We start from the raw sequence: 19722 nt of genomic DNA on the forward strand, positions 1-19722 counted from the left end.
ATAATTATTATAGGAGACTTATAATTTTCTCATACACCCCTTCCATGTCCAGCTCTTCTATTTGACCAGTTCTACGGTCCTTTAGCTCTACAATGTTATTTATCGCTTTTTTAGGGCCAATGATTACTTGATATGGTGAACCTATCAGGTCGTGAGTTGCAAATTTACTACCAGCTCTCTCTTCAGTATCATCATATAATACTGCAATATTATTATCTCTTAGCCTATCATATAAGTTTTGTGACAACTCATTACATTTATTATCCATTATATTCAAATTCAATATGGAAACAAAGAAAGGAGCAATATTTTTAGGCCATATAATTCCCCTATCATCGTGGCTAGCTTCAATGATAGCAGCTACTAATCTGGAAATGCCGATCCCATAAGAACTCATCTCGATGGACACTAGATTACCGTGTTGATCATTCACTACTGCATTCATTACTTTTGAATATCGATTGCCAAGATAAAAAATATGTCCAACTTCAATGCTCTTACTACTCGATATCTCCTCGGGCGCCAAAGGACAATTGTGAGGATCATGTTTTTCTTCTGCTACTGCATATAAAGCTTGTAATCTTTCAATATCTACATTTTTGGAATTAATTAAATTTAAGATTTGTTTATCATAAAAAATATTACTCTCACCATTTACTGCTTGAATGTGAAATTCATGACTTAAATTTCCCCCTATAGGGCCATTATCAGCCAATACGGGAATAACATCAAGTCCTATATCACGGAAGGTGTTTAGATAAGCAAGATACATTTTATTATAGTGCAGCACAGCACTAGCTTGATCTATATCAAAAGAATAAGCATCTTTCATCAGAAATTCTCTAGCACGCATCACTCCAAACCGTGGCCTAATTTCATCACGAAATTTCCACTGAATATGATACAGATTTTTGGGCAGGTCTTTATAAGACTTGATATTATGCTTAAAAATATCGGTAATCATATCTTCGTTAGTAGGACCAAATAACAAGGTATTATCATGGCGATCCTGAAATTTTAACATTTCTTTGCCATAATTTTCAAACCTGCCTGATGCTATCCATAAAGAAGCTGGTTGAATACAGGGCATTAATATCTCCAGGCTACCTACTTGCTGCATATTATGATTAACAATATGCATAATATTTTGTAAAACCTTTAACCCTAAAGGTAGCCAACTATAAAGCCCAGACGCTTGTTGCCTAATCATCCCACTCCTTAACATCAAACGATGAGATACTACTTGCGCTTCTGAAGGCACTTCTTTTAAAACAGGTAAAAAATATTTAGATAATAACATAAGGGCTGTTAATTATTTTTTAGAGACTATATTTAAGAATTCATGGCGGTATTTTTGCTGCTCAACAAAGATACCCGTATAATGCATAGTATTCATTACTGTATTATTTTGCCTCACTCCCCTAAGGGTCATACAGCTATGTAGTGCTGAAATCTTGACTGCCACACCTAAAGGCTTAACATATTGTTGCACAGTTTCAGCGATTTGTACTGTCAGTTTTTCTTGGATTTGTAGTCTTCTAGCAAACACTTCCACTACTCTTGCTAATTTACTAATACCTATAATACAATTATCAGGTATATAAGCGATATCTACGCTGCCAGATATTGGCAATAAATGATGCTCACAAAAAGAATTAAAGTTTATGTCTTTTAATAAAATAAAATCTTGAAAATTACAAGTATCATAAAATTTAGTGGTTAATATGTCTTCCACATCTTGATTATAACCAGAAAATATTTCTTGATAACTTTTTATTACTCTCTCAGGTGTTTTAAGTAAACCTTCTCTATTGGGATCTTCACCAATAAACCTCAATAAGGTTTTTACCGCTTCTTTTGCTTCTTCAAGAGAGGGCTTTATAAACGTCATATTTTCTATTAATTACTTAAGGAAACAGAATTAGTGGGAATTAAAACTACAAAGGGCCTTTTTACCATAAATAACAGTAAACATCAAGCTATCAACTAGAGACTTCGGCAATAGTAATTATAAACTCACAATTAAGGCGGCGTGAAGATTAAAGGATTTAACGCTGGAAAGCTTAATATAAAAAAACCTCCTACTTTATTTTAGTAGGAGATAAAAATTATTAGGCTATTAATAGCTTACCATATTATGCTACAAAATCAAGCACCTGAGCTTCCCCTGTTACTGACGTATGTACTGGCTGGCCATTATACTCATAGTCTAGTACTATGGTACCTCCATTACAAGGTTTCACTACTACCTCACATCTCTTTGCAGGATCAATTATCTTAGTCAGGTTCTTATAGTTATTTTCTGGAAAGACATCACCTGCACCATAAGGCGCTGGGACTGTCTTACTACCTGTACCAGTGAAAGTAAGGGTTAACTTTTCCTTACTATCACCATCAATATATATTTCTGTTGACATTTTCGGAACCCACGAACTCTTCCACAGCATGTCACACATGCTACCTATAGATAGTGTTTTAACCACTGGCGATATCATAACCTGTACGTTAACAACGTTATGATTAGTGTACCATGTACCTAGGTATCGAATGTCAACATTATCTAGATCAATATTTACAGTTTTAACACCACTTCCTTGGTTCAATACTTTTATGCCGGAACCGGAAATGAAGGGGAATCCATCAGGATGAGCTCCTGGTCCCATAACGCCAACAAGCCCCTCTCCTGTAGATAAGGTAGAGCTAGAGTATTGAGCCCACATATCTCTATTCATTGGTTGCTTTTTAAGATCTTTAGACATTTTATCTTTAGACATATTATGCTCCGTATTTGTTATTTTATTTCACTTGATTACCTATTATTATTAATTGTATCTTTTATTAAAATTGGTAAACTTAGTATGATCAAACCTCCTGCTTTATTTTAACAGGAGGAGCAATTATTACTTTACTGGACTATGAATATATCGCGACACATTAGGCTACATCAAGAGCATGATCCCCTAGTGCCACCCCATGCAGATCCTCATTATTATACTTAATACCGGCTACTTGTATTGTCGCTGCCCATGCTCCAGGTTCATTATAAGGTGCCCATTTTATCCCATTGGGACCACCACATCTCTCTACAGGATCAATTATCTCTTCCAAACTATTATAGGTATTTTCTTTTACCTCAGGAGGGGTGTCAGTAAGACGTGGAACCGTCATATCACCTTTACCTGTAAAAGTAAGCGCTAGTTTCTTACTACTATTCTGGATCTCTATTTTTACCGGCACTTTTTTTTCTTGAAACGGTTTAAAACTCGACGAACCACTGAACGAATAATCTATATGACTGATGCTACCTATAGTTAGATTGTCTACTTCTTCGGTGACCACCAAGCGTATGGCATCAACATCTTTCTTACTGTGCGAGGATCTTGTACTGATGCATTTAATGTCAGTATTCTTATTGATAGTTATAATTTTAACCGTCTCATTCGAGTCGGACTTTTCAGTTTCTATCATTAGAGCTGAACCTGACACAAAAGGAAATCCGTCATTGCCGTCCCCCTTTAGTTCAACAAGACCTGCTCCTGTACTGAAGATAGCATCAGAAAATTGTTTTAACATAACTCTTTGCATTGGCTGATTTTTATCTTTAGACATATTATACTCCTGTTTTTTTAATTTTATTTATTACCTTATATTGTTAACTCTATATTTGATTAACGATATTTAATAAGTATTCCATAAATAAAATTATAATTCTATGAATTTATTTTAATAACTAGGAGATAAAATTTGCCAAATCCTGTTAGGGAGCAAGAAAGAACATATTGAGCTACAGAATTAGGATCTAATAAAATATTTAAGGCATGACAAACTTATCACACAGGCTAATAGTAACTCAATATCGACATATTATAAGAAAACTAAAACCTATAAATGCTATAGTAATACCTGCTACGGGAGCTTGATAATATGCAAGGGTTAAGGGGGCCGTATTAGTAATTGATAATTCCACCAATCTTCCAAGTACAAATAATATGCCTGAGCATATTAAAGAAAAACTAGCAACTGCTCGCGCCTTATTCTTTTTTACAGGCTTGGTTTTTGCTGAGTAGATCATTAAATCATATAGCAGCAAAACCAAAACTAGCACTGGAATAATACCGTTACCATATCTCTCTAGCACTATATAATATTCTTTAAACCCATCATCTAAAATATTATATAATAAATGCCCCATAGGAGCAGCGAGCGCTATAACAAAATTTAAAACTAATAATGTCAGGTAGAGTTTGCTATATCTTACTTCTCTCCCTACCCCGCTATAAAATAAAATTACCCATACGAAAATGAGGGTTTGAGTATAAATAAATTGTAATAAATAGCTTCCACTCCAAAATAGTAATTCATAGTAAAATTCTAGAGTAACCTCCGTTATCTTAATCACTGTTTTTAACTGTAAATATGATAGAGTAAAGCATACCCACATTAAAATAAATAATATTGAGGTAGACAAAATCGTGCTTTTAATTAACCGCGAACTATTATCGCTAACTTGGAAATAGAAAATAGTATGATATAGTGTATAGAATGCTAATAGTAATATCGTCACCCCAAATAAACTAAAGCCTAATATAAACAAAATATTTTCCAGCATCGGAATATATTTATTCATTACCGAAAAACTCGGTCCACAAATTAAGGATAAAGCAATTAGGACAGTAGCAATAAATGCTAATATTACACAAGTGATAGTAAAATAGGAAAGTTGTAGCTTATAACTCCAAACAGCAGCAATATTCGACACAAACCATACCAGAATCGACAAATTAACGTGAATTATCAATGCTGATCTAAAGATGTCTGTAGATAAAAATACACTGCATCCTGGGTAAAGGAGGAAAAATATTATCAGGATTAAATAAATACTGGAAACGGCAAGAGCAAAAATACCATTTTTAAGCCAATAAGTAGCTAATTTATTACAATCTAAATGAACAAACAAAATATTTTAAAAGTTCCTAGAGTATACTTATAATTGGTGGGTTTGAGAAGACTTGAACTTCCGACCTCACGCTTATCAGGCGTGTGCTCTAACCAGCTGAGCTACAAACCCATTAGACTACCCACGAAATCACATGCTTCCCAGCATACCAGATTAAGTATAAGTAAATATGCTGAAATGGTGGGTTCGCCGGGACTCGAACCCGGGACCCCCTGATTAAAAGTCAAGTGCTCTACCAGCTGAGCTACGAACCCAATAATATGGCTCTTAAGACTTCTAAGAACCGTGTTGAATATGCTTTACTTTATCGTGTAAAAAGGCTAATATGTCAACTATTATTTTCCTATTTGCTATGAATATTTCAAAGAGTATATATAGGCAATTAAGATGAATTAGGGACTAGCAGCAAGACGCGAAGCTGAGAAGATACGTTGGTAGAGCAACGAGCGAGCACGTCCATAGTTTATATTAATTGACTATAATACATTCTATAGTTAGCTACAGAGATAGAATATGCCAATTTACACAAGAAGTACATTATGCATTCAGATGTAGCAATTATTATTCCATCAAGGCTAAGTTCATTCAGGCTTAATAAAAAACCTCTGCAACTTATTGGCAATATTACCATGATTGAACATGTGGTAAGTCAGGTATTAGCGAGCGGTTTAAAAAATATTTTTGTTGCTACAGATTCAGAAGAAATTGCCGAAAAAGTTAAGGACCGTGGAGGGCAATTTATTTTCACCAGCCCTAGCTGCAGTTCTGGCACTGAGCGGGTATATGAGGCATTCCAACTAATTCCAGATAATCATAATATTCATTATATCATTAATGTTCAAGGCGACATGCCTTTTATAGAATCCGAAACCATTACTACTGTTATTGAAAATCTAAAAAATAGTAATTATGATATAATAACGCCAGTGACAAAAGTAAGCTTATCATTAGCCAATCATAGTAGTAATGTAAAAGTCATTGCGGATAGTAATAACAGAGCGCTATACTTCTCTCGCAGTGTAATTCCTCATGGTGCTAGTGAATTTTTATACCATATAGGTGTTTATGGATTCCGTAAAAAAGCATTACATAAATTTGTCAAATTACCTCCTTCTTCTTTAGAACAAAGTGAAAACCTGGAACAACTCAGAGCATTAGAAAATAATATGTCAATAGGAGTATGTTATGTTAATAACGTTCCTATTTCAGTTGATACTGAAGAAGATTTAAACCAAGCCATAGCATTTTATCAGCTACAATATCCCAGTATATTCTAGGTTGTGTGAAGGAAATTTATGTATCCTAAACTTAAATACCGCAAATTATAGCGTCGTCTCTCTAACTTGTTCTATATTGATTATGATAATTGGAGATTTATTTATCTCCTGCTTTAATGTTCTCCTGATAAAAGATCTGACAGCATTTTCAATTTGTTCATTAAATATTTTGTCTTTTATTGATTGAACTTGCACTTCGATAACATTAGCTATACCATCTTTTATAATGTTAATTAGCTGAGCATCATCATTAAGATCGAGAAGCCCCGGCATTGCAACAATCGGTCTACAACTTAGCCTCTCTCTTCTATTAATTAATAATGAAATTACTACTACCCCAGATTCCCGCATGCGACGGCGCATCTTGAAAATTGGTGATTCGGTCGGTAAAAGATAGTTACCATCTACAGCTAAATAGCCTGATTCTACTTTCGTTAAAATACGTGGATTAAAAGGATCAAGTAATAATAAGCTACCATTTTCTACCTCAACTGCCTGTTTGATCCCATTTTTACGCGCTAATTTTACATGTTCGTGAATATGCACCGGTTCCCCGTGTACTGGTACACAAATTTGTGGTCTGACTAGTAGATACATACGCTTCAGCTCCTCTATAGATGGATGACCCGAAACATGCACAAAATGATCTCGTTCTGTGATGACTTCAACCCCTAACCTGACAAAAATATTAAATAAGCGGAAAATTTTCTTTTCATTACCCGGGATAATTTTTGAAGAAAATATAATAGTATCTTTGGGAGCTAGCTTGACATTAGGATGACTATTATTTGCCATTTTAGCAGTTGCCGCTAATGGCTCTCCCTGACAACCAGTAGCTATAATTAACAACTCTTCTCTTTTAAATCTAGCGATATCACGCTCATCGACTAATGGCAAAATATCTTGCATATAACCACTTTCCTGAGCAGCTTGTAAAATTCTATGTAAACTTCTGCCGGTTAAGACCACTTTCCTTCTAGCAAGTTGCCCTGCATGAATTAAGGTATCAAGCCGTGCTAAATTTGATGCAAAAGTTGTCACTACTACCATTTTAGGACAGCCAGCTATAATATCTACTAAATTTTTGCGTACTGATCCTTCAGAACCAGAGACACCTTCATTAAATACATTCGTCGAATCACAAACCAGCGCTAATACCCCCTCATCCCCATAGGACTTTAATAATTCTTCATCCACTTTTTTGCCAAGTACTGGGTCGTCATCAAATTTCCAATCTCCAGTATGCAGAATATTTCCTGCTTCTGTCCGGATCATAATTGCTTGCATTTCTGGAGCTGAATGAGTTAATGGTACCATTTCTAGTTGGAAAGGAGCCAAATCTATTTTGGCAGCAGGATTTACCGTATGAATCTTAATATCTTTAGTAAAATCATATTCTGCTAATCTTAATTTTAGGAAATTTGCAGTAAAAGTTGTAGCATATATTGGACATCTTAGATTACTCCATAAATACTGCACTGCCCCTAAATGGTCTTCATGAGCATGAGTTAGCACTAAACCTACTAAATCATTTTTATATTTTTCAATAAAGCTAATATCAGCAACTACCATATCAACACCTGGTAAATAATCATCTGCAAATCCGCTACCACAATCAACCATTAGCCATTTTCCTCTATAATGATATAGATTAACATTTATCCCTATTTCATTTGCTCCCCCAAGAGCTAAAAATAGCAGATCATTTTTGTAGTTTTTAATGTTGAATGACATATTAACTTCTATATTATTATTCTAAATATTGTTTTCAAATTGTTTGTATGATCATATAAATATAACCTCAATTCGATATAATAATTATTAATTCTTATATCGAGTTGGCTTTGTTATAAGGCAAAATGCATACTTGAAGCGGTTCTTCGTATGCATTTTAACTTTTTTCATTATTCAATAGATGATTTTAATAATCAGGTGTAAAACCCTTTAAACCTAATTGTTTCTATATATTTCTCTTAAAATGTGATGTAACTTGTTACATCACATCGCATTTCAGGTTATATATAGTGAACTGTTATCATATTACCCTAAAAAATAAAGCCACTTATCTCTTATAACTTATTCTGGGTCTTCAGTCTATGATTAATACACGATTAGTGCATGCTAGTATATTTATCTCTGGTACTATTTTACTGGTAGTTTTATTCTTCCCTCGTATTGATATAGATTTTTCTACATTCTTTTATAATAATGTAGAAGGGTTTTCTTACCGCAATAATTGGCTAGTAAGACTATGTTTTATCATGATTCCTGCCCTTACTATTACTTTAGGTATAGTAACGTCATTATATTTACTTTACCTCCTAATTAAGTATAAAACTTTTAACAACATCCTTCGTTCTGGAAGTTTGTATATAATTCTCTCTATTGCCATAGGACCTGGTTTATTAGTAAACCATATATTTAAAGAAAATTTTGGTAGAGCCAGACCTGCACAAATCACCAATTTTAATGGCAGCAAGAATTTCACTAAGGCTTTTTGGATAAGCAATGAGTGTGAGCATAATTGCTCATTCTCGTCAGGACATGCTGCTATGGGCTATAGCTTTACGTGCCTAGCGTATATTTGCTCTCCTATATTTTTTACTAGAATTTATAGCACTGCTTTAATTTTAGGCTCTCTGGTAGGAGTAAGCCGTATATTAATGGGGGGGCATTTTTTAAGCGATGTGCTAACCTCTTGTTTTGTAATACTCATTATTAATCATTTATTATATTTATGTTGGCAAAAACTAAGATCAATTTAGATAAAGTAGCAATTACTCATAACAATTCTACTAAGACACTAGAATTAGTGAAACAATTAACACAACTATATAATTTTTGCCCAGTAAATGAAGCAGAAGTTATAGCGGTAGTAGGGGGAGATGGGGAGTTACTGCATGCTATACACCGTCACATGGATCTAGATATCCCTTTTTTTGGGGTTAATTCCGGAAATATTGGCTTTTTAATGAATTCAGTTACCGCAAAGAATTTGATACATAATTTACAAGATGCAAAAATATCCTATGTGCATCCTTTGCAAATGCAAACAGAAACTATAGAAGGGGAAATATATCACGCTTTAGCTATTAATGAAATATCAATATTTCGCAAAACTAACCAAGCAGCTAAATTTAGGATTGCTATAGATCAAATTGAGCGTATAAATTTAGTAGCGGATGGAGCAATGGTTGCCACTCCTGCAGGTAGTAGCGCTTATAATTTATCAGCCGGTGGGCCTATATTACCTCTCGAGTCAAATGTATTATGCTTAACGCCTATATGTCCATTTAGACCACGACGTTGGCATGGAGCTTTATTACCATTTTCCACTAAGATAAAATTTGAAATTTTAGAAAGCGATAAAAGGCCAGTAAATGTTGCGGCAGATTTTCAAGAATTTAACGATATTAAAACTGTATTAATAGAATCAGTAAAAAATAAAGCCATAAAATTACTGTTTGATAAGAAAAATACGCTTGAAAACAGAATTATCAAAGAACAATTTAATGCTTAAATAGCATAAACAAAAATTACTTAACAAATGTTAATATATAAGCAGTATATTATAAAGAATATTTTACCGTCTTTAATAACAATTACTTTGTCATTAACTACGCTAGTATGGATTACCCAGATACTAAAATTTTTATACTTAATTGATAAAGGAATCAAAGTCAGCTTTTTTTTTCACGTAATCATCCTTATTATCCCTTCCTTATTATTTATTCTTTTACCTTTTGCTACTATTATCTCTATCATCTATACCTATATTTACTTAAATGAACGCCGCCAGCTAATTATCCTACAAAATTTGGGGCTTAATAATCTCCAAATTGCTAGCCCAGCCTTATTAATCTCTTTGATCGTAATGGGTGTTGCTTATTATATTTCTGCGAGTCTATTACCATTATCTTATACAAAGCTTAAAGCAGATCTTAGAGCTATGAAACATAACTATACTACTAGTATATTAGAAGAAAAAATATTCACTGCAGTTACTAAAGATATAACAGCCTATTTCGATACCAAATTAGCAGATGGCACCATGAAAGGTTTAATTATTTTTGATAATCGTAAAGTCAATAATCAAGCTATTTTATTTGCTCAATCTGGTAACTTCAAAACTGATAATAATATTTCTGTTTTTCGATTGTATAAAGGCACCAGACAAATCCATGACTATAATGGTAATTTAACTAATTTAAAATTTGATTCTTTAATTATAGAGCTAAATAACGAGAACGAGGACAATCTAATGTCTCGGGAAAGTAATCGAGAGATTAATGAATATTATATTCATGAGCTACTAAATCCTCCTGCCAATCTTCCGCCCCAAAGACGAACAAAATTAATTGCTGAAGGGCATCAACGACTTATTTGGCCAATGTATAATTTTGTATTGGCATTCTTAACTTTATCTGTATTTCTACGGCAGCAATATAATAAAAAATACCATTTAAGGCAAGTACTCATTACAACATTTGTTACGATAATCATCACATTTTTACACTTCGTATTTCAAAATTTTACCACTAAAAATTTAATTTTTATCTTTGCTTGTTATGCCAATGTTATTGCTGCTATTATATTGAGCATATATTTATATTTTCGTAGAGCTATATGAACTTCCAAGATTTACCTCAATTTCTAAAACTTTTAGAAAAAAATGGGCATCTTAAACGTATCTCTTATCCTGTCTCCACGAATCTAGAAATCACAGAAATCAGCAAAAGAGCTTTACTGCAGAATGGCCCGGCACTACTATTTGAAAACGTTATTAAAAATGATGGTACTAAATCCAATATACCAGTACTCACTAATTTATATGCTAGTACTCAACGTATTGCATTAGGGCTGAATTTAGGAGGCAAAGAAGATTTAAGGCAATTTGGCGAATTGTTAGCCTTTCTTAAAACACCCGAATTACCATCTTCCTTTAAAGAAATATTTGCCATGCTGCCTATAGCCAAAAGAATATTTTCTATGTCCCCTAAAATGGTTTCCAAAGCTCCTTGCCAAGAAGTTGTACTACATAATCCTGATATTAATATATTGCCAATCCAAACATGCTGGCCTCTGGATGTTGCTCCACTAATTACCTGGGGCATAGTAGTGACAAAAGGACCTACCAAAGAAAAAATAGATAATTATAATCTTGGGATCTACAGGCTGCAAGTAGTAGCCCCCAATAAACTTATTATGCGCTGGCTTAAAATGCGAGGTGGAGCTCAGCAACACCAGCGCTGGCAAGCCGCAAAAAAGGACGCCTTCCCAGCAGCAATTGTTATTGGTACCAGCCCCTTTGTAACTATGGCTGCTGTTATGCCTATACCTGATAATATTTCTGAATATAATTTTGCCGGTTTGTTACGTGGCAAGTCTATTGAATTAGTCGATTGTATTAATATCAATATGAAAGTTCCGGCTTACAGCGAAATTGTGATTGAAGGATATGTCAGCCTAGATGAATATCTCCCCGAAGGGCCATTTGGAGACCATACCGGTTATTACAATGATATAGAATATTTTCCGGTTTTTCACATTAAAACTATTACTATGAAAAAACAACCAATATATCTTAGTACGTATACTGGCAAACCACCAGATGAGCCTTCTATACTGGGGGAAGCACTAAATGAAATATTTATTCCTATACTTCAACAACAATTTCCTGAAATTATAGATTTTTGGTTACCACCTGAAGGTTGTTCCTATAGAGTTGCAGTAGTATCTATTCGTAAAGCTTATCCTGGGCAAGCTAAAAGGATTATGATGGGTATTTGGTCATTTTTACGGCAGTTTATGTATACAAAATTTATTATAATAGTGGATGAAGATATAAATATTCGTGATTGGCCAGAAGTAATTTGGGCTCTTTCTACTAGGAGTGACCCTGCAAGAGATAGTATGATTATCGAGAATTCCCCAATAGATTATCTTGATTTCGCTTCTCCTGTCTCAGGGTTAGGTAGTAAAATAGGAATCGATGCAACTAATAAACTCTCCCCAGAGACTAGCAGAAATTGGGGTCAAAAAATAGAAATGACTGATGATGTGATTAAGAAAATTGATAAAATATGGGAATCTCTTAGAATATGAACTACTTGTTGATATTCTACCATTTCCCAAAACTAAATTAGCACTAGGAGTACGAATGTCGGCTACCTGTGCATACATACTAGTATGTGAGGAGCAGAAGATCATGAAGTACGACGAACGTAGATAATTAGTGTTCGGACATGGTATTACTTATAACTTAAAATTGGCTTCGCATGTTAAACAATACACCTATTGACCAAATAATTAATAACCTCAAAAAAATTAGCGATAAATATCAAGAAATTCATAGTACCCCACACTTATTGTTGAAGTTGAAAGGCATGCATAATGTGTTTTCGTAGTAATGAAAACAACATAGCAGGGGTATCACTTAACGAGTTATAAAAATAATCTTTTATCCAATCAAATCCGTAAGTAAATAATGAGTATAATTTACGACCATGTTTTTTGATCTTTATAGGATAAATTTTGTTCTTAATGTCACCAGCAAGCACGCAAATAGCTAAGGATAAAGATACTATTGCAAATAGTTTTTCCAGCTTTTTTTGATCTGTAATGTGGGTATCTTCAATATTAAATCCAGATGACTTGAGAGACAGAAAAGGTCGCTCAATGCTCCACCTCTGCTTATATGCTAGCAAAGCACATTCACCAATAAGCACATTACTAGCAATAAATAGTTGCTCTCTTTCTAATTGCAAACAAGTTATTTTAATTGCCATACCATTGTAAATTTTGCTTTCTATAGTTTTAGTGTCACCCATTTGCATATCGGCAAAACATTTATTCAACTTCATCTTGCCACCGTTGAAATGCTTGACCTTCTCACTTTTTCTTAGCCTGATAGCAAAAGGTAATTTTTGGATTCCACCCATATATTGCAACCATTCCTCACCAACAAATTCCCGATCGGCAAGGATAAGCTCTATCATTTCCTTAGGTATAATTGTTAAAATTTGCTCAATCAATTTCTTTCTTTCATTAGTAGAAGAGTTGCCTTTTTTATCAAGTAACAACCATGCTATAGGAATTGAAATATTACCATAAACGATAGTTGCAACAAAAAAATTCAAATTTTTAATACCAAATTGCCAGCTGGTTCTATCTATGGCAAGGCTAATTTTACCTGTTAGACAGAGCAATTTAACAATAATTTTCCCTAAACTTATAAAGCACATATTTTGTTCTAAAAGCAAACGCTCAACTTTAACAATCTTGGCATGCAAATTGCCTTTAGAAGCGACATACAGTGCTAATTCTTTGATTCTCACAGTTTTAGCTTTTACTACTGCACAAATTAATTCTGCAAATGTTTTAATTCGTGCTGGGTGCCAATCTAAAAATATGTATAATATTTGGTATAGTGATTGAGAGTCCATTAATACCTCCTGTTGCTTGTTTCTCAGCGGAGATTAGTGACTCTCAGTCACTTATTCAATTTATTATTTTAACCCTCCTGTAAAATCTGTGGGGTACTATGGGTAAGTCATACAAATTTAATCTTTAATTAAGAAATCATAATAACAATGCGTGTATAGTAGATTAAGCTTATCAATATATTTATTTTTCCTGTTTCCAATGTCTTCATATGCGACTCTCGATCAAGAAATTGCAGAGTCACATAAATGCTCAAGGCTATTTTCTTACTTTGAAGCAAAACATACTATTCCTCGCAATACCCTGCATTCAATTGCTTTAAAAGAGTCGGGGAAAAAACATAGTATACATAATATAGTGATTGTCTGGCCCTGGACAGTGAATGTTGCAGGACAAGGGTATCATTTTAATACTAAAAGGGAAGCTATATTATTTGTAAAAAAGCAAATAATTAGAGGCAAAGAAAATATTAATGTCGGGTGCATGCAAATTAATTTAAAACATCATTTAGATGCGTTTAATTCTTTAAGTCAAGCCTTTGAACCTAAATATAATATTGCGTATTCAGCTAAATTTCTTAAAGCTAAATATGACCAATTAGGTAATTGGCATAAAGCCATAGCCCATTACCACTCTAGCACCCATGAGCGTGGTGCAAGATATAAACAAGATGTTATTAAGATTGCAAATAATATGCACCTGTATCAAAATGCTATTAGCTTACATAATAATAATTATTATAATAAGGCAGTTACCTATCCTGCTACAATATCTAAGGTTACTCTTATTGACAATTCTTCCTTTAAAAGGAATATTAAAAAATACCGCAGTAATATGATGGTAGCAATCCCCAGCAAATATAACTAAACTCAATGCACGACAATTCTTATAGATTTCCTTCGCATCATGGTAGATAATAGTTTACTATAATAGAAGATATCCTTGATCGCTATGAGCATACTTAGAAACAAATATAATGCAAAATGAATATTATATTTGACCGAGCAAAATTAAAGTCTAACCGCAATAAAAATGTCAACACTATCAAGCAATGTTCATATTTCCAGCAGGCAGCAGAGGACATTATTGCTCGCTTAAATTATATTGATCAAGATTTTTCTAATATCCTAGATGTAGGATGTCGAACTGGACAACTCACTACTCTATTAGCACAGCATTATAAAAATGCGATCATTACCGCCACTGATTCATCTCCTAATATGCTGGAGGCTGTGACCCATGATAACAAATTATTAGTTGACGAAGAAAATTTATCTCTTACCCCGGCCAGTTTTGATCTCATCACCTTTTCTTTAGGTTTACACTGGATTAATGACGTCCAAAAATTTTTATTACAAATCAGATGGCTGTTAAAAGATAATGGGATATTTATCGGTAATTTTGTCGGCGGAAATAGCTTAAAGATGCTTAAAAGAAAGTTTGTTGCCGCAGAAATAGCTGCCAAGAGCCCTAGCTATTCCCATATTTCTCCTTTTATCCATTTTGATCATGTTACTCCCCTACTCTCTTATGCTGGTTTTCAAGAAATCATCGTTGATTACGAGAATATTCCGCTAGAATATTCAAGCCCCTTAGAATTTATTAGAGAATTAAAGGATATTGGAGAATCGACAGCATTTAATAATAAAGTGCCTTATAATACCATATCAAAACAAATATTTGCTATATTGCAAGATGATACTTGTCCTTTTTATGAACAAATTAATATCATTAATTTTATTGCGGCTCCTAATAAAAATACTATTCAATTAACTCATAAATAGGATAAGCCTATTGACGTGCTCCATATTTTCTGTCTTTATATACTCATTTGATCTCAAGAATTGGATTTTATTTGCCAGGGGGTGAGCGCGCGGAGCGTACACTTAAGTCACACTACTGGACAAAAATAGAAAATGGTTAAAAAAACATATTATTTTAAGTACAAAATGTTATTTTTGAGATAATAATTGCTAAAAACGAGCTTTAGCAGATAACAATTTTTGTACTTTTTCAACCATCTTCTATTTTTGTCCAGTAGTGTGACACTTAAGTACGTAAGCATAGCTAAATCCTTGATAAAATAAAAAAACAATTCTTGAAAGCAACTGAGTATATCACTTTATAATTTTAATGGTACCTAATATGCAACAATTTGATTTAATAGTAATTGGCAGCGGACCAGCTGGCTATACTGGCGCAATAAGGGCAGCTCAACTTGGTATGAAAGTTGCCTGTATAGAAAAAAGTGCCACTCTGGGCGGTACTTGCCTAAATGTAGGATGTATTCCGTCAAAAGCCTTGCTGAATTTCTCAGAAAAATATTATGAAGCTATACACAAATTCTCTGAGATCGGTATTATCGCAGCTGCTAAACTTGATTTACAAAAAATGATGAGGAAAAAAAACCAGGTGGTAGAGGAATTATGTAAAGGAATAGGAAGTTTATTTGTTAAAAATAAAATTACTCAAATTAATGGCACTGCAACAATTCTCTCTAACAATGTTGTAGAAATTAATAATGAGAATATCAAGACCCAAATTTCAGCTAAAAATATTTTAATTGCCACTGGCTCAGAGATTATTGAAATTCCCAATGTTGTAGTTGATGAAGAATTGATCGTATCATCAACTGGTGCGTTAAATCTCACTAAAGTACCAGAAACGATGGTAGTAATTGGTGGCGGTTATATCGGTTTAGAGCTAGGATCAGTATGGAGCCGGCTTGGAGCTAAAGTCACAGTAGTAGAATATGCGGATACAATTGTACCAGCTTTAGATAAAGAAATTATTAAACAATTCTCTAAAATATTACAAAAACAATCTATTGAATTACGACTCAACACTAAAGTAGTATCAGCTGAAAAGAAAGCAGGAAAAGTTGTGTTAAAGCTAGAAGACATTAAGAATAGTACAAACCAACAAATCACCGCTGATATAGTATTATTGGCAGTTGGGCGAAAAGCTAACGCCATAAATTTAGGGTTAGATAAATTAGCAATCGAATTAGATACACATAATAGGATTATAGTAAATAACCATTTCCAAACAACAATCAATAATATTTATGCGGTAGGGGATGTGATTGCCGGACCAATGCTAGCCCATAAAGCGGAAGAAGAAGCCATAGCTGCAGTGGAAATAATGGCTGGTTTAGCAGGTCATGTAAACTATAATCTGATCCCCAGTGTAATCTATACGTGGCCAGAAGTAGCAAGTGTAGGATTTACAGAAGAGCAATTACAAGAAGCAAAGCGAGAATATAAAGTTGGTAAATTTCCATTTATAGCTAATAGTCGAGCAAGGACTACAGGCACTGCTGAGGGAATGGTAAAAATATTGGCAGATAGTATTACTGATCAAATACTTGGAGCACATATTATTGGCCCCGATGCTGGGACACTCATTGCCGAAATAGTCGCGTTTATGGAGTTTGGTGCTGCTGCAGAGGATATTGCTAGAACATGCCATGCTCACCCTACTTTAAGTGAAGCTATCAAAGAAGCGGCCTTAGCTATTGAGAAAAGAACTATTAATATTTAAGATGAACCTCAATTCGATATAAGAATTATTAATTCTTATATCGAATTGGCTCTAGAACTATTTAATGCCATAAAAATCTTTAGCGCCTTGTAGTAAAATATCAAATTCCTTATTATTAGGGGTAGCTTTACTTGCCCCTTCAATAAAAGTACCTCCTAATACCCCTATATCGGTTGCCTGAGTATTAGTTAAATGTTTAGGGAAAATATAGAATGAACGTTTTATTTTTTGCCCAGATTCAGTAACACCATCCTTCAAATAAATCAAAATCATATATTGCAAATCTTTAGGCACTTGATTCTTCAGCATAATCAAATGTCCTTGTATTGACACCATCTCTGTATCTTCATTAAGTGCGGCTGAACCAAGGCCAGTACAATTAATGATTACTGGCCCTTTTATTTCAGTAAATGATTTAATTTCTTTTTTGATAAACTTAATTTTTTTCTTTTTTAAGTAATTGGTAAGATCTGACATCATACGAGCAGTATCTATAAAAATACCATCATCATATACTACCATGTTCCTAGTAGTACCATTACCGAAATCAAGTATCACATCTTTTGCTGGTTGCATTACTTTACCAACATAAGGTTCCAATCCTGAATCTTCTCGATTCTCAAAATATGTTGGAACAATAATAGCTCCTTCACTAAAATCTGGATGCACTTTTTTAGCAATAGCAGCATAAAACTTATAAGCATCCACTCCTATCTGATCAATGGTTTGTTGTATTGCTGGGTCATTATCCATAGATACTGGTGCCAGCAACCCTCCAGCATTATGAGAAGCCAAGTGTTCAAATTGCGCCGCAATAATTGTTAGATTATTAAAGCCTTGTTTCTGTAAATCATAAGCGGTAAATAGCCCTAAAGCTCCTGCTCCAATAATTGTTATTGGGGTATTTTTAGTTAACCTAAATGAAGATTGTAAATTGTCTTTATATTTTATTAATAAATTATTAACATATTCGGCAGAACCAGGCCCCAAAGTCCAACCGCTACCACCATGGCCATAATTATGAGCTATTATCTTCCCATATTTTTGCTCTATGGCCATCTTAGGGGCCCCATGCCTAACAGGACGATGACAAAGTATTTTCTTCCCTAAATACTTACTCCCTAAATTTGGAGGAGTAATTTTTCTGACTTCTATTTCATTAGCTAAAATGACCGGAGGGATCCACAACAAGAAGAATATAAAAAACTTTCTAAACTTGCTTAACATATTCATGATATATCCTATTTGTTAAACTTTATTAAACAGTATGCTATATCTTCTTTTATTCAATGTCTATCTCAACTTAGATTCTGTTAATAAAATTTTTTAGTAGAATTTTACCAGTAAAACAGTTAATCTCTGTGAACAAATTAGGACAAACTACAGAGTATATATTTTGCTTTATTTTAATAAACTAGTTTGATATAAGGATAATTGCCCCTTGTATCAAACTTTTCCTCTATCTAAACGTTTTGATATAAAACTATGAAATCTGTATTATTAACTAGAAGCACAGAAGACAATTATGACATTATTCAAACACTAGAAAATAATAATTTTGCTTACCCTAATGCAAGTATTGTCAGGAAAAATGGTATATCGGAAAAACAATTTAAATATATTTGTTCTCCCTTAGTAAAATATCATGCTCTAGATTTTGACCCTACTATTTTACATAATTATAATAACGTAATTATTACCAGCAAAGTAGCAACTAAACTTTTTGTTTCCTGGTTTAATAATTATCCAAACTTACAACTGCAACCCAATATTACAAAAAATATTTGGGTAGTGGGCGATTCTTCCAATATCATTCTGAGACAACATAATTTTACGGTGCACTATATTGCTAAAAATATCCAAGAGCTGATATACAACATCCCCCCCCAGCTTTATAACCATAGTATCTATTTATCATCTAATGAAATCACTCAAGAGTTACCCAGCCCCATTAAAAGACAAATTATTTATGAAGTCCAATATGCTAATACTCTGCAGCACCTAGAAGAAATTAAAAAAGGAGTGGATTATATTTTATTATATTCACAGAACAGTGCTAAAACTCTCATTACCTTACTAAGAGCAAATAATTTATTAAAATTATTTTTTTCTACTCAAGTTCTCACTATTAGTGAAAAAGTTGCATCTATTATTAGATTTTTTACAAAAAATGTGGTTTCTTGTAAAGAAGGTAAACCCGAGGAAATGTTAAAATTGTTAATCTCTACTGCGGCTGCCTCAAAGATAAGAAACTTATTGTAGAATGGAATTAGGTTTTGTAAACATTTCTAGGGAATGAGTAGATTTATAGCCATTGTCACTCGCAACACTGCAGCACCCTAGGGTGTATGTGAGGAGTCGAGAACGAAAATACCAACAAAATCGACCATTAGATAGCAATGTTCACACAACTTAAACCATTTCCGGGAACTAAATTAGCACTAGGAGTACGAGTGTCGAGGACCGGAGCGTACATATACTAGTACGTGAGGAGCGGAGATC

The 19722-nt window shown here is 33.7% G+C and carries 17 protein-coding genes and 2 tRNA genes; 9 read left to right on the top strand and 10 right to left on the bottom strand.

What is annotated here, in order from left to right; translation table 11 throughout:
- Nucleotides 1-7: 7 nt before the first annotated feature.
- From proS to ACFELV_RS02790, 7 genes are all read right to left on the bottom strand, one after another.
- Nucleotides 8-1300, bottom strand: coding sequence for a proline--tRNA ligase (proS, locus tag ACFELV_RS02760; protein WP_375326656.1), 1293 nt, complete (start codon nucleotides 1298-1300; stop codon nucleotides 8-10).
- 12 nt (nucleotides 1301-1312) lie between these two features.
- On the bottom strand, nucleotides 1313-1891 hold the full coding sequence (gene folE, locus ACFELV_RS02765; RefSeq protein ID WP_375326657.1) for a GTP cyclohydrolase I FolE: 579 nt from the start codon (nucleotides 1889-1891) through the stop codon (nucleotides 1313-1315).
- A gap of 244 nt (nucleotides 1892-2135) precedes the next feature.
- Entirely contained in the window at nucleotides 2136-2774 is a 639-nt protein-coding gene (locus ACFELV_RS02770) for a hypothetical protein (RefSeq protein ID WP_375326658.1), read from the bottom strand.
- A 160-nt stretch (nucleotides 2775-2934) separates the two neighbouring features.
- A complete protein-coding gene (locus ACFELV_RS02775) occupies nucleotides 2935-3609 on the bottom strand; it encodes a hypothetical protein (protein ID WP_375326659.1) in 675 nt (224 codons plus the stop codon).
- A gap of 241 nt (nucleotides 3610-3850) precedes the next feature.
- Nucleotides 3851-4759, bottom strand: coding sequence for a hypothetical protein (locus ACFELV_RS02780; RefSeq protein ID WP_375326660.1), 909 nt, complete (start codon nucleotides 4757-4759; stop codon nucleotides 3851-3853).
- 232 nt (nucleotides 4760-4991) lie between these two features.
- A tRNA-Ile gene (locus tag ACFELV_RS02785) sits at nucleotides 4992-5068 on the bottom strand.
- A 67-nt stretch (nucleotides 5069-5135) separates the two neighbouring features.
- Nucleotides 5136-5211 (bottom strand) — tRNA-Lys (locus ACFELV_RS02790).
- A 282-nt stretch (nucleotides 5212-5493) separates the two neighbouring features.
- On the opposite strand from ACFELV_RS02790, the gene ACFELV_RS02795 reads away from it, so the two are divergent.
- Complete coding sequence (locus tag ACFELV_RS02795) at nucleotides 5494-6234, top strand: 3-deoxy-manno-octulosonate cytidylyltransferase (protein ID WP_375327496.1); 741 nt, start codon at nucleotides 5494-5496, stop codon at nucleotides 6232-6234.
- 45 nt (nucleotides 6235-6279) lie between these two features.
- Here ACFELV_RS02795 and ACFELV_RS02800 read toward each other — a convergent pair whose 3' ends face one another.
- Nucleotides 6280-7968, bottom strand: coding sequence for a ribonuclease J (locus ACFELV_RS02800; protein WP_375326661.1), 1689 nt, complete (start codon nucleotides 7966-7968; stop codon nucleotides 6280-6282).
- A 362-nt stretch (nucleotides 7969-8330) separates the two neighbouring features.
- Between ACFELV_RS02800 and ACFELV_RS02805 the strand changes: the two genes are divergently transcribed.
- From ACFELV_RS02805 to ACFELV_RS02820, 4 genes are read left to right on the top strand one after another with little or no spacing between them, the layout of a single operon-like run.
- Nucleotides 8331-8999: a phosphatase PAP2 family protein gene (locus ACFELV_RS02805; protein WP_375326662.1), complete on the top strand. Its 669-nt coding sequence runs from the start codon at nucleotides 8331-8333 to the stop codon at nucleotides 8997-8999.
- A complete protein-coding gene (locus tag ACFELV_RS02810; protein ID WP_375327497.1) occupies nucleotides 8990-9754 on the top strand; it encodes an NAD kinase in 765 nt (254 codons plus the stop codon). The genes ACFELV_RS02805 and ACFELV_RS02810 overlap by 10 nt, the downstream gene beginning before the upstream one ends.
- A 27-nt stretch (nucleotides 9755-9781) precedes the next feature.
- Complete coding sequence (locus ACFELV_RS02815) at nucleotides 9782-10864, top strand: LptF/LptG family permease (protein ID WP_375326663.1); 1083 nt, start codon at nucleotides 9782-9784, stop codon at nucleotides 10862-10864.
- Nucleotides 10861-12339 (top strand): UbiD family decarboxylase, encoded by a 1479-nt coding sequence (locus ACFELV_RS02820; RefSeq protein WP_375326664.1) that lies wholly within the window; start codon nucleotides 10861-10863, stop codon nucleotides 12337-12339. The genes ACFELV_RS02815 and ACFELV_RS02820 overlap by 4 nt, the downstream gene beginning before the upstream one ends.
- Before the next feature lie 260 nt (nucleotides 12340-12599).
- Here the strand turns inward: ACFELV_RS02820 and ACFELV_RS02825 are convergent, their stop codons facing one another.
- A complete protein-coding gene (locus ACFELV_RS02825) occupies nucleotides 12600-13679 on the bottom strand; it encodes an IS4 family transposase (RefSeq protein ID WP_375326208.1) in 1080 nt (359 codons plus the stop codon).
- Between the two features lie 199 nt (nucleotides 13680-13878).
- Between ACFELV_RS02825 and ACFELV_RS02830 the strand changes: the two genes are divergently transcribed.
- The 3 genes from ACFELV_RS02830 to lpdA all read left to right on the top strand — a co-directional run bounded on the left by ACFELV_RS02830 (nucleotide 13879) and on the right by lpdA (nucleotide 17220).
- Entirely contained in the window at nucleotides 13879-14544 is a 666-nt protein-coding gene (locus ACFELV_RS02830) for a transglycosylase SLT domain-containing protein (protein ID WP_375326665.1), read from the top strand.
- Nucleotides 14545-14660: 116 nt separating this feature from the next.
- The gene (locus ACFELV_RS02835) at nucleotides 14661-15461 is read left to right on the top strand and encodes a methyltransferase domain-containing protein (RefSeq protein WP_375326666.1); all 801 of its coding nucleotides are present in this window, start codon (nucleotides 14661-14663) and stop codon (nucleotides 15459-15461) included.
- Between the two features lie 361 nt (nucleotides 15462-15822).
- The gene (gene lpdA / locus ACFELV_RS02840; protein WP_375326667.1) at nucleotides 15823-17220 is read left to right on the top strand and encodes a dihydrolipoyl dehydrogenase; all 1398 of its coding nucleotides are present in this window, start codon (nucleotides 15823-15825) and stop codon (nucleotides 17218-17220) included.
- Nucleotides 17221-17277: 57 nt separating this feature from the next.
- Here the strand turns inward: lpdA and ACFELV_RS02845 are convergent, their stop codons facing one another.
- Nucleotides 17278-18447 carry an FAD-dependent oxidoreductase gene (locus ACFELV_RS02845; RefSeq protein WP_375326463.1) on the bottom strand — a complete coding sequence of 390 codons (1170 nt, stop codon included), beginning with the start codon at nucleotides 18445-18447 and terminating at the stop codon, nucleotides 17278-17280.
- Nucleotides 18448-18705: 258 nt separating this feature from the next.
- Between ACFELV_RS02845 and ACFELV_RS02850 the strand changes: the two genes are divergently transcribed.
- On the top strand, nucleotides 18706-19482 hold the full coding sequence (locus tag ACFELV_RS02850) for a uroporphyrinogen-III synthase (RefSeq protein WP_375326462.1): 777 nt from the start codon (nucleotides 18706-18708) through the stop codon (nucleotides 19480-19482).
- Nucleotides 19483-19722 lie beyond the last annotated feature (240 nt).

Source organism: Candidatus Tisiphia endosymbiont of Nemotelus uliginosus (assembly GCF_964264835.1).
Taxonomy (GTDB): Bacteria; Pseudomonadota; Alphaproteobacteria; order Rickettsiales; family Rickettsiaceae; genus Tisiphia.